The sequence below is a fragment of the Crossiella sp. SN42 genome (assembly GCF_023897065.1).
In the GTDB taxonomy this organism is placed as follows: Bacteria; Actinomycetota; Actinomycetes; order Mycobacteriales; family Pseudonocardiaceae; genus Crossiella.
The window spans coordinates 96,229-109,538 of sequence record NZ_JAMHIV010000003.1 but is presented as its reverse complement, the minus strand read 5'-3'; the positions used below and the strand labels follow the sequence as shown (position 1 = coordinate 109,538).

Below are 13,310 nucleotides of genomic sequence, written 5' to 3'. Positions count from 1 at the left end.
TCACCAACCGCGCCTGCCCTCAGAATGACCGCTTGTCCACTGTGGACGGTCTAGTCCTGGTAGTGCTGCCCGCCGAGTAGTACTACCAACAACCCCAGTGCATCCCCTTGCCGACTCGCAAACTCGCTTGCGTACCCGCCGCCCCAAGCGCAGTTACCCAAACCTCCCAACAAGAGCCGCACCGTCACCAGAACCCGTTGAAGGAGAGAGAAAATGACCGGTGAAAGAGTGAATGCCCTTGCCTGGCAAGACACTAATGACATCCATCCCTCTCCAGCGCGCGTTCACACCTTCCTCGTCGGCGGCGCCCTGCACTGCCCGCTGGACCGAGCTGCCGCCGCACGATTGCTGGAAGCTCTACCATGCGCCGAAGAGCTCGCCCGCGCGCAGTTGCGGTTCGCCACCGCCGCCGTTGAGGAGATGCTCGCCCGCGGCATCAAGCAGTTCCTCGACCTTGGTTCGGGAATGCCGGCGGCGCCCTCCCCGGCCTACACCATCAACGACCGGGCACCGACAGCCACCGTCGTCATGGTGGAAAACCATCCCTCCACCGCCGCACAGGCCCTGCGCCTGGCACGACCGGGCATGCACGTAGTGCACGCCGACCTCACCGACACCGACGAGGTACTCCACGCCCGGACCTCTGCCGGGCCACTTGTGGACCTGAACCAGCCGCTGGGAGTCTTGGCGATCGACAGCTTGCACAGCGTCACCGATCACCACCGCCTCCGCCAAGCCCTGGCCGACTACCGCGCGGCGGCCACGCCCGGCAGCGCGCTTGCCGTCACGGTGCTCAGCGACATCAGCACCAACCACCCCTTGCTGGCCTACCTGGACTACCACGCCGACGAGGGAACGCCCGTGCAGCCGATCAGCCCCGATGCGCTCCAGGCCATGCTCGCCCCGTGGGTGACCACACCCCAGATCCTGGCCCTGGATGACCTGCCCGCGATCGCCGCCCTCACCTGGGCCGTGACCGCCTCCACGGTCTGATCGGCTAGTGCTGATCCGGCCAGCGCCCTCCCTCGATTCGGTACCGACGGTGATTCGGCTCAACAGAGCCACCTTCGTGGGCTCGTAGTGGGCATCCGCCCTTCACCTCGGCGCAGGCGAACCGGACATGCGCTTACACCGCAACGGATTGCGGCTCTGTTTGCATTCCCCTCCGCCTACCGGTGGGCGTCAGACGGCACCACGGGCACCACTACGAACACCGAATCCATTACTAGCCAAGGACACTTGCCATGACGTCCCAACCCACTCACCTACGAGCCGGGTCCTCTCGACGGGTTTCCGCCGCCGTCGCCGTCGCCGTCTTGCTGCTCGCTGGTGGCTGCACTGGTCTGGACGGCCCACCGCCCTCAGAACCGACCGAGCACCTTAAGCCCACCGATGCCAAGGTCATGGCACCGCGTTTGATCGGCAAGCCCGACGATCAGGCCTGCGAGCATCCCCGCGCCTCGCGGACGCTGTGCCGCCCGTGGGCACAGCCGGAACCACGTCCGTTCTCGGCGATCCTGCCCTACGCCACCAAGGACAATGCCTACGGTGCGAAGTGGGGAGCGATGTACTCCTGCGACGCACTCGTCCCGGGGCGCCTGGCGCAGATGATGACCGACGGCAGGATCGCCGAACCGCGCTACTTGCGGGCGACCAAGACCAGCCAGTGCGAGATCTGGGCGGATACCCATCCAGCCAACCCTCGGCTGGGGGTCAGGCTACACCGTGGCCCGTGGAGCATCAGTCCCGAGAAACGCGCGAAGGGCGACCCGTGCTGGACCTGCCCCGATTCTGGTGTCCCCGGTTCGGCAGTGGAGGAGATCGAGATCGCCGGTCGCAAGGTGGCCGCGCAGACAATGCCGCTTGCCGATGGCCGCGCTGTGGTGGACATGAGGATCCAGATACCGCACTCGGGCAGCTGGGTGTGGCTGGTGCACTACCGGCTCTACGAGTACCGGGAACCAGCTGCGGCGAGCGGAACCACCGCGACCATTCCGGCGGACCGGGCTCGCGCGCGACGCCTGACTGAGGAGCTGGCGCGGGACCTGATCGCCTACGACCAACGCAGCTGACCCACCAACCCCGAAAACGACCTCGCCCGTGACGCCTGCGACCACCTCCCCGTCGCGCAGTGGGCCACCTGGTCAACTTGATCAAGCGCGATCACCACCTCGAACAGGTCCCGCTGGTGTTGCGCACCACCATCTAGGCCATCCGCGACTCCGGATTCATGGCTTAACGCTGCCGCCGGGCTTTACCCGGATACCCCAAGGGTCAGTTTGCTGGCGATGTGGATTTGCCGGACGAGTGGATCTGCCGGGCAGATTGATTTCCTGGGCATGTCGACCGACCGACACCGTCCGGCGGTAGCGAGCTGCCGTGAACTGCGGCTTCGGTTCGGCCGACAACACCAGCCATAGGCCCCCGCTGCCAGCGGAGGTCCTACTACCTCGATAACCTCCGAGACGGCGGTCCGGCTGCGACACCACCGCCCGGGGCCGGGGTCCCGAACAACAACTGGGTGACCGCGGCTTGCTGTGGATCTACCTAGTCATCCAGACTCGCACACGTGTTCGACCGAATGGTGCAACTCGCTCCCTACCTCGGCCGGGTCTACGACCGCAGCAGGCCGGTCTGGGTGGACCTCAACGAGCTGTACCGGCACGGCTTCATGGGCGAGCAGTCCTCCGCCGTCCTGCTGGTCCGCCAGCATGGCCTCGTGGTGAGCGGCCGGGTGCCGGGTGCCCTGCACGCGTGGCTGCGCACCGAGGAGGGCTACTGGGCGGGTCTGGTGTCCTTCTGCATCGCGGGCCGGGCGGAGAGCACGGTGCCTCCACTGGCTCTCGAGCACCTGGCGCCGAGAGGGGCGCTGCGACCGAGGGCGCCGGAGGAGCGGGGACGGGAACCGCAGTACTGAACCGGAACGGCGAGGACGCCAGGCTGGCTGATGTCGTGGTGCGCGTCGGCCGCAGGGGGCTGATCACCCAGGTGGTGGGTGGAGGTCCCCGGGAAATCGGCCGAAGATTCACTCGGGCAGTACGGTCTAGGGAATGAGCAGCGACGCCGTCTCCGACCTGCCCGTCCATGTCACCGCCACCGAGTCCGAGCAGGGCGTCGTGGTCGCGGCCACCGGCGAGGTCGACCTGCTCACCACCCCCGCCCTCCAACAGGCCCTGGAACAGGCGGTGGCCGGACACCCGCCGGTGCTCGTCGTCGACCTCACCGGGGTGAGCTTCCTCGGCTCGGTGGGCCTGGCCGCGCTCGTGCAGATCCTGCCCGCGGCCGAGCAGGGCACTAAGGTCCGGGTGGTGGCCACCAGCCTCGCGGTCGTCCGGCCGCTGACCGTGACCGGGCTGACCGACCTGCTGCCGGTCTTCGCCACCGTGGACCAGGCTCTCGCAAGCTGAGCCCGCGGGCGAATCGGTGGCGCGGGGCCGGGTATCCCGACTCGCATGCGGGACGAGGGCGTGCCGGACTGGGAGCTGTGCGATGTGTGCGCCCGCATCCTGGATCCGCTGGCGGAGGCTCGTTTCGCCGTGGTCCCGGACTCCTCGGCGGTCCGGATGGTCAGCGTCTGCGCCGACGGCTGGCGGCTGGTGGTCGCCTGCGGTGAACAACACCTGCGAGAGCTGATCGCCGCCTACCAGGCTCGCCCGTGGATCCCGGCTGAACTGTGGGCCGGACGCGTCGAGCGTGCCTGGGTAACCGTACCGGTCACGGGCCGGATGACCGTCGATGTGCTGGCCGCGCGGACCGGGCTGAGCCAGGTGCAGGTGCGCGCCGGGGTGTGGCTGTGGCGCCAGCGGCTGTCCGGCCGGTGGCCGCCCCCAGGCCTGCTGCCCGCCTGAGTGCCTGGCACTCAGTTCCGGCTCGACGGCATCAGGACTCGGGTTCACCGCCCAGCTCCGCGAGCCGGCGCCGCAGGCTGGCCGCCTGGTCGAGATAGCCCTGCTCCTGGTACCACCGCGCGGCCCTGGCCAGGTACGGGCGGGCCATCTCCGGCCTGCCCGCCGCGGCGTGGCTGTTCCCGATGCGTTCCAGCATGACCGCGGTCTGTGGCAGGTTGCCGTACTCGATGTAGAGCTCCAACGCTTCGGTGCAGTGCTGGATTGCCTGCTCGTGCCTGCCGGTGCGCTGGGCGATGATGCCCAGGATTTCCCTGGTGTCGGCCTCGTCGTTGATACAGCCGTGCTGCCGGTACAGCGCTCGGGCCTGCTCGATCAACGTGGTCGCCTCCGGGTAGTGGCCCAGGTTCGCCTGGTACCAACTGAGGCACCGGAGCGAGCCCGCGACGCCCTGCGCCGAGCCCGCTGCGCGGAACATCCGCTCGGCGTGTTCCACCTGCTGGACACCCCCCGCCCAGTCCTCCTGCTTCGCGCAGAGCTCAGCGAAGATCACGCGGGTCAGCGCACGCAGGAAGTAGTCCTCGCTCGGCTCGGCCAGTGCGACGGCCTGCTCCAGGTGGGCCCGCGCCTCCGGGTACCGGCTGCGGTAGGTCAGCGTCCGGGCCAGTGAGCCGTGGGCCAGGGCCAGCCGGCCCGGATCGCCCAGCGCGGTCGCGGCGGCGAGGCAGTTCTGCCAGGTGGGTTCGTCGTGCCCGGGTCTGCGCAGCCGGTGCACGCTTTGCTGTGTCAGCCCGAAAGCGAAGGCCTTGTGGTGCCAGCCCGCCGCCAGCGCGTGCTCCTGCGCGGCCTGCAGGCAGAGTTGCTCGGCGTCGAACCAGGCCCAGCTGGCGTCCCGGTCGGCTGGGACCGCCGGGGTGCAACCGGGGGTGGGCGCGGCCAGCTCACAGGGTGTGTGGTGCGGATCGATGAGCCAGTTCGCGGTGCGGGCGGTGTGCAGGTAGAAATCGACCAGGCGGGACAGCGCTGCCTCCCGCTGTCCGGGTCGCTGCTCCTGGCGGCTGTGGTCCCGCGCGACCAGGCGGACCAGGTCGTGCATCCGGTAGCGGCCGGTGGTGTCCCGGCGGAGCAGGCTGCTCTGCTCCAGCTCCTGCAGCAGTGCCCTCGTGCGCCCGGCGGGCAGTCCGGCGAGGCTGGCCGTGGCCTCGGCGCTGATGTCCGGTCCGGGAGCGATGCCCAGCAGACCGAACAGGCCCGCCTGTTCTGGGGTGAGGGCGGTCAGGGACCAGGCCAGCACCGCGGGCAGGCTCGCGGCCGGGTCCTTGTCCGAGAGCACGCTCAGCCGGGTTGTCGCCTCGCCGAGGTCGGTGGCGAACTCGGCCAGCGGGACCTCGGGGTTGGCCTGCGCCCGGCTGGCCACGACGCTCAGCGCCAGCGGCAGACCGCCGCAGGCGAGCAGGATCTCCGCCACCACGGCCGGATCCGCGGCCAGCCGCTGCTCTCCCAGCTTGGACGCCAGCAGTGCGCGGGATTCGAGCTCGTCCAGCACGTCGACGGCCAGCGGCCGGGCTCCGTGCGTGACGGCCAGCCCGTCCAGGCGGTCCCGGCTGGTGAGCACCACGAAGCAGCCGGAGTCCCCTGGCGGCAGCAGTGGACGGACCTGGTCGGCGGTGAAGGCGTTGTCCAGCAACAGCAGTGCCCGTCGGCCCGAGAGCAGGTGCTGGTACCGCAGGATCCGCTCGTCCAGGCTGGTAGGCAGATCAGCGCCGGGTACGCCCAGGCGCAGCAGCAACGCGGCCAGCGCGTCGTAGGGTTCGATCGGGGTGTCGTGGCGGAAGCCGCGCAGGTCGAGGTAGAGCACCCCGTCGGGGAACCGGCCCCGGCGCAGATGAGCCCAGTGCACGGCCAGGGCGGTCTTGCCGATGCCGCCGGTGCCGGAGACCGAGCACACCACCACCGTCGTGGCCGCCTTGCCCAGTCCGCGCAGCCGGTCCAGTTCCTCCAGGTGCCGCACCCGGCCGGTGAAGTGGCCGGTGTCCAGCGGCATCGCCGAGGTGATGATCGCCGGTGTGGTGGGCCGGGCGAGCTGTTCCCGGAGCCCGCGGAGCCGCCGGGCCTGCTCCTCCTCGACCTCCAGTTCGACGAGGAACCGGTGCAGGACCTCGGCGGGGATGAGGGTCGTGCCGTTGAGGTAGGCGTAGACGCTGCTGGCCGACACGCCGAGGCAGCCGGCCAGCGCGGTCCGGGTGATGCTGCGGCCGGTTCGGGTCTCCACCGCGCTGAGGGCCTGCCGCAAGGCGGCGGCGACCGCTTGGCCCGCCGTCACGCGCGGGGTGGTCCGGGTGGCCTGCCCGGGTTCCTCGAGGGATTTCCGCAGCACTCGTCTCTCCACGCGTGATCCGCCGCGACCGGCGCTCGCCTCAGGTGACTTCAGCCGTTTCCAGGACCTTCCAGCATTGCTGGAGGAGCGCAACGTCCCTGGTCACCCTTGGTCTCGACCGATCGGATTCCTGGTCGGATGTTGGCGACAACACGGAGGAGCAAACCCGCACGCCCACCAGCCAGCCACCTCGGAACAGGGATTCGGCACACCTGGTCGGTCGGCATGACATCCATTCAGGCACACGCGATATCGCAGAGGAGCAGAGAATGCGCGCAGCAGTGATCGCCGCCGTGGCCGCCATCGGGTTGGCGGTCGGTTCCACCACCGCCGTGGCCGCCGGGCTGGACACCACGAGCACCTGCGGGTTCTGGGAGAACTCCAAGGACTCCTACTACCGGCACTGCACCAGCAACGGCACCAGAATCATCATCCGGGTGGACTACCACGGTGGTGGGGGCCGGTTCCAGTGCATCCGGGAGCAGAACACCGATGTCTGGCTGGGTGCCGCCGACGACATCCGCAACGCCTACTACACCGGACGGCTCTGCTGATCCACCCGCACCGGCCGGGCCCCTGTACCGGGCTCGGCCGGCGTCCGCCGCTTCCTCCGGCGACCGCCCCGCGTGCCCCCGGTGCGCGGCCTGGTCGAACGGGTCGCCGTCGGCCTCCTGGGGATCGGCTGCGCGGCTGCCGGTTCCGACCGGTCGGGTGGATCCATGCGGCCAGACGAGCGACCGGTGCGGCATACGACACAGAACCCGCCCGGACTTGTCGGTAGAACTTCAGTCCATCGGCACAGCACGCGGTTGTCCCGGGAAGCGGAGGTCTCCATGGCGGGTACGGCTGGGCCTGCGGTTCACCGCACGATGGTGCTCATCGACGTGGAGGGCTACAGCGCCCCGGCCCGGACCCTGCCCCATCAGCTGGGCACCCGCGCCGGGATGTACGCGGTGCTCACCGAGGCGCTCCAGGCGGCCGGGGTGCCGGCGGAGGCTTGCTGGCACGGGGACGCCGGGGACGGGGTGGCCGTGCTGGTTCCGCCGGAGTATCCGAAAGCGCCGCTGGTGGAGGTGCTGCCCGAGGCCTTGGCGCGGGCGCTGCGTGGGTACAACACCACTAGCCCTGAGGCCGCGCGTGCCCGGTTGCGGCTGGCCATCCACGCCGGGGAGGTCGTCTTCGACGAGCACGGCGCCACCTCGCCGACGATGGTCGAAGCCTTCCGGCTGCTCGATGCCGCTCCGGTGCGCGAGGCCCTGGTCGACTCGCCGGGGGTGGTGGCGATGGTGGTATCCCGGCTGATCTTCGACGAAGTCGTCCGCAACTCCACGACCCTGAATCCGGCCACCTTCCGGCCAGTCGAGGTGGCGGTGAAGCAGTTCCGTGAGCTCGCCTGGGTCGCCCTGCCGGACTGGCCGTACCCGGCCGATCCCGCGGTGCTCGGCCAGCTACCACCTGACCTTGCAGAAGATCCAGCATCCGGTGGTCGAGTCAGCTCCGAGCTCGGTAGCGGCGGGAGCAGCACAGGTGACCTCGGGGCCGGGGCGCGGGGGGTGAGCATCACCGGCGGCGTGCACGGCACCGGGTCGGGCATCACGATCGGCGCGGCCACCGGCGACCACCTCACCCTCAACCCATTGCCACCACCTGCCGCCCCGCCGACAGGGCCGGAGCCGGGCCACCCTCGGTAGCCGACCCGGACCACGGGCACACCGAGTCGGCGCCCAACCCCGCCCACCACACCGGCGGCGGCTCCGAGCCGTCGACCCGGGTGGAGATGACGGCACAGGTGCACGGCGTCATCGTCGCGGCCAGTGGGGGCACCGCCGTCGGCAATCTTCACATCCACCAACCCAAGCCGCGCCAACCCGCGTCCACCCCGCCGCAGGTCCCCCCACCCCGGCAACTGCCGCGGACGGTCGCACATTTCACCGGCCGCGAGGCGGAACTGGTCAAGCTGGACACGCTGCTCGGCAGCGATGCGCCTCAGCAACCTTCGACGGTGGTGATCTCGGCGATCGCCGGCGCCGCCGGGATCGGCAAGACGTCGTTGGCGGTGCACTGGGCGCACCGGGTCCAGCGCCTCTTCCCCGACGGGCAGTTGTACGTCAACCTCCGTGGCTTCGACACCCACCCACCGATGACCGCAACCCACGTACTCGACCTATTCCTGCGGGCGCTCGGCCTGCCCGTAGAGCGGCTTCCCGACGACGTAGACGCCAAGGCCAGCATGTACCGATCGCTGCTGGCGGGACGCAGGATCCTCATAGTGCTCGACAATGCCGCCACCCCTGACCAGATTCGCCCCCTATTGCCCAACGAACCGGCCTGCCTCGTGCTCGTGACCAGTCGCAGCCGACTGTCCGGGCTCGTCGCCTGCGACGGAGCGCACCGCATCAGCCTTGACGTCCTGACGCCCGGCGAAGCGTGCACCCTGCTCGGCGAAGTCAGCGGGCGTGACCGAGTTGACCATGAGTCGCACGCGACCGCCGAACTTGCTCGTCGCTGCGCGTATCTGCCTCTAGCTCTGCGGATCGCCGCTGAGCACCTCGCGAGTCGGCCGCACCTCACCGTCACGGACCTTGTGGAGGAACTGTCGGTCGAACATCGCCGCTTGGACGTGCTCGCCGCCGATGACGACGAGGCCGCTGCGGTACGCGCGGTGTTCGCGTCCTCTTACCACGCCCTCCCAGGCGAGGCCGCCCGCATGTTTCGACTGCTGGGGCTACACCCCGGGCCCACCATCAGCCTTGAGGCCACGGCGGCACTCCTCGACACCACCAACGCTGAAGCCCGACGGCAACTCGACACCTTGGTCAGTGTGCACCTCCTTGCAGAAGTCGGGCGAGACCGCTACCAATTCCACGACCTTCTACGTACTTACGCCGCTGAGCGAGCTGCGGCCGACGAACCCGGCGACACCCGTGACGCTGCGACCGAGCGACTCTTCCAGTGGTACCTCCACACCGCTCACGCCGCCCTGTTCGCTTACTACCCACAACACCCCGACATCCCCATCGCCCCGCGGCCACCCAACTGTCAGCCATGCGACTTCACCGGTCGCGACCACGCACTCAGGTGGTTCACCGCTGAACACGTCAACCTGGTGGCCCTCATCCGCCACGCGTCCTCGGTCGGCCAGTACACCGTGGGCTGCCAGCTTCCCCAGGCCATCGACTGCTACCTGGGCGAGCGCCGCCACTTAGCCGACAAGATTGCAGTTCACCAACTCGGTGCCTCCGCTGCCCAGTACCTCGGCGACCGACTCGGGGAACACTGGGCATACCTTAGTCTCGGCGAGACATACCAGCAGCCATATCCAAGCGCTCGCCAATACGGCCCCGCAGCAGTATGCCTTGAGCGAGCACTGGAGATTGCGCGGAAAATCGACCATAAATTCGGAGAAGGCGCCGCACTTATAGACCTAGCCTATAACAACCTCGAAATCGAGCGCTACGTGGAGGCAGTGAACTACAGTCAACAAGCCCTCGATATCAACCGCGAAATTGGCCATCAGCGCAACGAAAGCCTCAGTCTGGTACACCTCGGACAGGCGCTCTACGGACTGGGACAACTCGACCAGGCACTCGCTTATATCCAGCAAGGTATGAACATCGCCATCACGATTGGAGCAGTGGGACTGCAGACACTTGCTCTGACTGCCCTTGCGAAGATCCGCCACCGACAGGGGGACAGCGACGACGCTCTGAACCACCTGATGCAGGCCGCCACTCACAACCGATCCCAACAGTTGGATCACGACTACGCGGACACCCTTAACCACCTTGGGGCAATCCTGAACGACATGGGGCGCCACGAAGAGGCCCGTAACGCTTGGCGCGAAGCCCTCGCGATCCTGCTTAACCTAGACCCTCAGCAAGCAGCACAGATCCGCACTCAACTCAAAGCCCTCGGCCTCACCGAGGACATTCACCAGCGCCGGCACAAGGAACGACGGCCAGACATACATGCCGAGGGGACTTGATCGGAGCGCCCATCCGCGTGAGCCGCTCAGTGACCGGGCCTCCGGCTTCCAGATCGACGGCGGCGAGTTGGGGAAGGCCGTGGCCAGCGCCAGGTACCAGGCCCAGCCCGGTGTCCCCGTGGCCGCGCCCATAGAAGACCTGCCTGTCCACCTCGACCACGGTGTACCGGCCGGTGGTGGCAGCCTCCGGGCGCCCACTGGCCTGGCTCGACGACGAAATCCACCCAGCCGAGCCGCAGTTCGCCCATGCGCGCGGTGTTCCTGCGCGAGCGCTCCGGCGCCCCGACCCTGCTCTATCAGGTCGATGCCCGCACCGGCCTGCTGACAGCCCACCTCGACCACGTCCGAACCTGTACAACCACAGTGACCACGCCCGCCTGGTAAACGCAGGATCGCCGGCGCGCTGGGTGACCACCACCAGAGAACAACGGCCGTACTTGGCGACGACCTCGGTGGCCTGCCCGAATTGGGCGCGCGCCGGCGCCGACCGCCGATCGAGGTCGACAGCGTCGGCGAACTCGCCCAGCACAACCCTGCCAGGTACCGGCCGCTGCGGGGTAGCGGCATCCTGTTCTGTACCGGGGCACCGTGGGCGTCCTGGGGGTCGGCTACGCGGCGGCGTTTCGACCGGTCGGGTGGATCTGTGCGGCCAGACGAGCGACCGGTGCGGCACACGACACAGACCGCGCCCGGACTTGTCGGTAGAACTTCAGTCCATCGGCACACCACGCATGTCCCAGGAAGTGGGGTCTCCATGACGGGCACTGCTGGGCACGCGGTTCACCGCACGATGGTCCTCATCGACGTAGAGCGCTGCAGCGCCCCCGCCCGAGCCTTGCTCCACCAACTGGGCACCCGGGCCGGAATGTACGCGGTGCTCACCGAGGCGCTGAGTCGAAGTCGATCGAGAGCCGACATGCCTGGCGCTGCTTCTTCGCGTGGAACGATAACCACATCAGCGCTGAGCTACAACGATTTCAGGGCCTTCCGGCTCGCATAGCGGCTCTCGTTCATGAACAGTTGGGGCCCATCGTGTTGGAGCGGAACGATCGCCACTGGCGGCCAACTGTACCGGGTCGTGCTGCTGGTGCTCGCCTGGCTTTCGATGAGCTCCCGGGTGAGCAGGCTCGGCTGGCCTATTCGCAGTCGTCGGCGCGCCAGCGAAGCCAGGCCAGCACCAGCTCCTCCAGGTGGCGGGGCAGTGCAGCCGTTCTGTTCGGTGAGAAGTTCGGCGCGGTCGGCGGCGAGGTTGACGACCAGGTGGATGGTGCTGGCGGGGCTGGGTGGGCCGGTGCTGGGATGCAGGTCGGGGCGGGTGGGGATGCCAGCGTGGGTGAGTTCGGTGTGGAGGTTGGGCTCGCCGGGTGCGCAGTGCCAGGTCCGGTCGACCGCGCCGTGATCGTCGAGCAGGACGACGCGGTCGACGGCGATGACCAGGTGCTCGTCGATCGTGTCGTCCACCCGGTCATCGTGACCGCGGTGCCGCGCGCCTGCTGGTCAAGGTCACCTTGTCGGTGCTGGCGTTGGCGGTGGCCGCCGCGCTCCGGCCCCTGCTGTCCGGCCTGGCCGCGGGGGGCGGAGTTCGTGACCGCGGGCATCGGCCGGGTTGGCGGTCGAGGTGTTGGTGACTGTGCGGCATGCTCGGTGCGGCGGATGACAACTACCGCTTGATCAAGCTGATTTCGCTGGCGGACTGGTCGGAGTACGGGTCTTGGAGGCCCGCCGCGCGAAGCTGATCAGCACAATGCGTCGCTGGCGGGGCCCATACCGGAAGATCGCCCAGCACGCGGGATTGTCGAAGGCGCGTCTCCAGCAGATCTACCCCTAGCGGGGTCGGTTCGGTGCGCCGCAGTCCTGGATGGACGCTCTCTGGCCAGCACCCTGATTCACGCCACCGGCGCCGTCCAGGGCTGTGGCCATGATCGCGTCGAAGCTCAGCGGAGGGCTCAGCCAGGGTGGGCACGGAGAAGTGGCGGGTGTAGCAGCCTCGCCACCCCCCGGCGGTACAGCTCCGCAGGGCGACCGCCGTCCCGGGTGGTTTTGGCGCCGGTGGGCACGAGGAAGTCGGGAATGCCGGTGACCTTGCGATGGAAGTTGCGGGGATCCAGCGCCTGCCCCCAGACCAGCTCGTACACCCGACGCAGGTCGGCCACGGTGAACTCCGCCGGACAGAACGCCGCACCGACAGTGGTGTACTCGAGATTGGTACGTACCCGCTCAACCGCCGTAGCCAGGATGTCCCTATGGTCGAATGCCACCAGGGCGCCGGGCGCCGAAGCGGTGGACACCGGGATCCAGTGCGCCTCGTGGGCGTCCCCGCCCGCGGTGGGCAGGGGCAGGTCGGGCATGAGGGCGACGTAGGCGAGGGAGATCACTTGCCCGCGCGGGTCCCGGCCGGCCGTCCCGTAGGCACCGAACTGCTCCAAATGCAGAGCGCCCGAATCCAGACCGGTCTCCTCCTTCAACTCCCGCTCGACCGCCTCGTCCAGGTCTTCGCCTTCCTCGACGAAGCCTCCCGGTAGTGCCAACTCACCGGAGAATGGGGGCTTGCCGCGCCGGACGAGCAGCACATGCAGATCGCCTTCGCGCACGGTGAACACCACCAGGTCGACCGCGACCGTCACCCGGGGCAACACCCTGTCCGTCATGCCCCGATCCTAGCTTCTCGTCTTCTTGACCCAAAGGAGTCTTGGTCGCTACCGTTCACCTCAAGACGCTAATCGTCAATCCGACGATTACCGGTGAGGGGGCGGAAGCCGCAGCACCGGCCACGCCTGCCGCGGGAGGACCCGTGAGAATCCTGTGCTCGCCCACAACCCTGATCCGACTCACCATCTTGGCGCTGCTGGCCGGGGTGCTCTTGGGCCTGCTGCTCGCCCACGGCATGTCCGGCACCGTGGCCGCACCCGTACCGAGGTCGGCCACCCACACCTCGGCACTTTGACGATGAACGCGGGCACGGCGGCAGGTGACCGTCGAGTCCCCGCTGCTCGGGCAATGCGATCTTCCGGCTCCGGCACCCTCCTCAGCGGTACCGCGTTGGGCGCAAGCCCTTCAGCAGGGACGGCCGGTGTGCCGAGACACTCTTGTGCAGCATGCGGGT

At 68.7% G+C, this 13,310-nt stretch carries 13 protein-coding genes; 10 read left to right on the top strand and 3 right to left on the bottom strand.

Annotation, left to right across the window (positions count from 1 at the left end; translation table 11 throughout):
- Positions 1 to 213: 213 nt before the first annotated feature.
- From M8C13_RS05265 to M8C13_RS05245, 5 genes are all read left to right on the top strand, one after another.
- Positions 214 to 993 carry an SAM-dependent methyltransferase gene (locus M8C13_RS05265; RefSeq protein WP_252479319.1) on the top strand — a complete coding sequence of 260 codons (780 nt, stop codon included), beginning with the start codon at positions 214 to 216 and terminating at the stop codon, positions 991 to 993.
- Between the two features lie 410 nt (positions 994 to 1,403).
- On the top strand, positions 1,404 to 2,072 hold the full coding sequence (locus M8C13_RS05260) for a hypothetical protein (RefSeq protein ID WP_252479318.1): 669 nt from the start codon (positions 1,404 to 1,406) through the stop codon (positions 2,070 to 2,072).
- Positions 2,073 to 2,569: 497 nt separating this feature from the next.
- Complete coding sequence (locus tag M8C13_RS05255; RefSeq protein WP_252479317.1) at positions 2,570 to 2,917, top strand: hypothetical protein; 348 nt, start codon at positions 2,570 to 2,572, stop codon at positions 2,915 to 2,917.
- 133 nt (positions 2,918 to 3,050) lie between these two features.
- Complete coding sequence (locus tag M8C13_RS05250) at positions 3,051 to 3,407, top strand: STAS domain-containing protein (RefSeq protein WP_252479316.1); 357 nt, start codon at positions 3,051 to 3,053, stop codon at positions 3,405 to 3,407.
- A 45-nt stretch (positions 3,408 to 3,452) separates the two neighbouring features.
- A complete protein-coding gene (locus tag M8C13_RS05245) occupies positions 3,453 to 3,848 on the top strand; it encodes a hypothetical protein (RefSeq protein ID WP_252479315.1) in 396 nt (131 codons plus the stop codon).
- 31 nt (positions 3,849 to 3,879) lie between these two features.
- Here the strand turns inward: M8C13_RS05245 and M8C13_RS05240 are convergent, their stop codons facing one another.
- Entirely contained in the window at positions 3,880 to 6,234 is a 2,355-nt protein-coding gene (locus tag M8C13_RS05240; protein WP_252479314.1) for a helix-turn-helix domain-containing protein, read from the bottom strand.
- Between the two features lie 257 nt (positions 6,235 to 6,491).
- Between M8C13_RS05240 and M8C13_RS05235 the strand changes: the two genes are divergently transcribed.
- The 4 genes from M8C13_RS05235 (at position 6,492) to M8C13_RS05220 (ending at position 10,591) form a co-directional block, all read left to right on the top strand.
- The gene (locus M8C13_RS05235; protein WP_252479313.1) at positions 6,492 to 6,776 is read left to right on the top strand and encodes a DUF6355 family natural product biosynthesis protein; all 285 of its coding nucleotides are present in this window, start codon (positions 6,492 to 6,494) and stop codon (positions 6,774 to 6,776) included.
- 315 nt (positions 6,777 to 7,091) lie between these two features.
- The gene (locus M8C13_RS05230) at positions 7,092 to 7,913 is read left to right on the top strand and encodes a hypothetical protein (protein WP_252479312.1); all 822 of its coding nucleotides are present in this window, start codon (positions 7,092 to 7,094) and stop codon (positions 7,911 to 7,913) included.
- Positions 7,914 to 7,999: 86 nt separating this feature from the next.
- Positions 8,000 to 10,207, top strand: coding sequence for a tetratricopeptide repeat protein (locus tag M8C13_RS05225; RefSeq protein WP_252479311.1), 2,208 nt, complete (start codon positions 8,000 to 8,002; stop codon positions 10,205 to 10,207).
- Positions 10,208 to 10,453: 246 nt separating this feature from the next.
- Positions 10,454 to 10,591, top strand: coding sequence for a hypothetical protein (locus M8C13_RS05220; RefSeq protein ID WP_252479310.1), 138 nt, complete (start codon positions 10,454 to 10,456; stop codon positions 10,589 to 10,591).
- A 582-nt stretch (positions 10,592 to 11,173) separates the two neighbouring features.
- Here M8C13_RS05220 and M8C13_RS05215 read toward each other — a convergent pair.
- Both M8C13_RS05215 and M8C13_RS05210 read right to left on the bottom strand, forming a co-directional pair.
- Complete coding sequence (locus tag M8C13_RS05215; RefSeq protein ID WP_252479309.1) at positions 11,174 to 11,668, bottom strand: hypothetical protein; 495 nt, start codon at positions 11,666 to 11,668, stop codon at positions 11,174 to 11,176.
- Between the two features lie 485 nt (positions 11,669 to 12,153).
- A complete protein-coding gene (locus M8C13_RS05210) occupies positions 12,154 to 12,855 on the bottom strand; it encodes an NUDIX domain-containing protein (protein WP_252479308.1) in 702 nt (233 codons plus the stop codon).
- Between the two features lie 143 nt (positions 12,856 to 12,998).
- Here M8C13_RS05210 and M8C13_RS05205 point away from each other — a divergent pair, with 143 nt between their 5' ends.
- On the top strand, positions 12,999 to 13,151 hold the full coding sequence (locus M8C13_RS05205) for a hypothetical protein (RefSeq protein WP_252479307.1): 153 nt from the start codon (positions 12,999 to 13,001) through the stop codon (positions 13,149 to 13,151).
- The last annotated feature ends 159 nt before the right edge of the window (positions 13,152 to 13,310 follow it).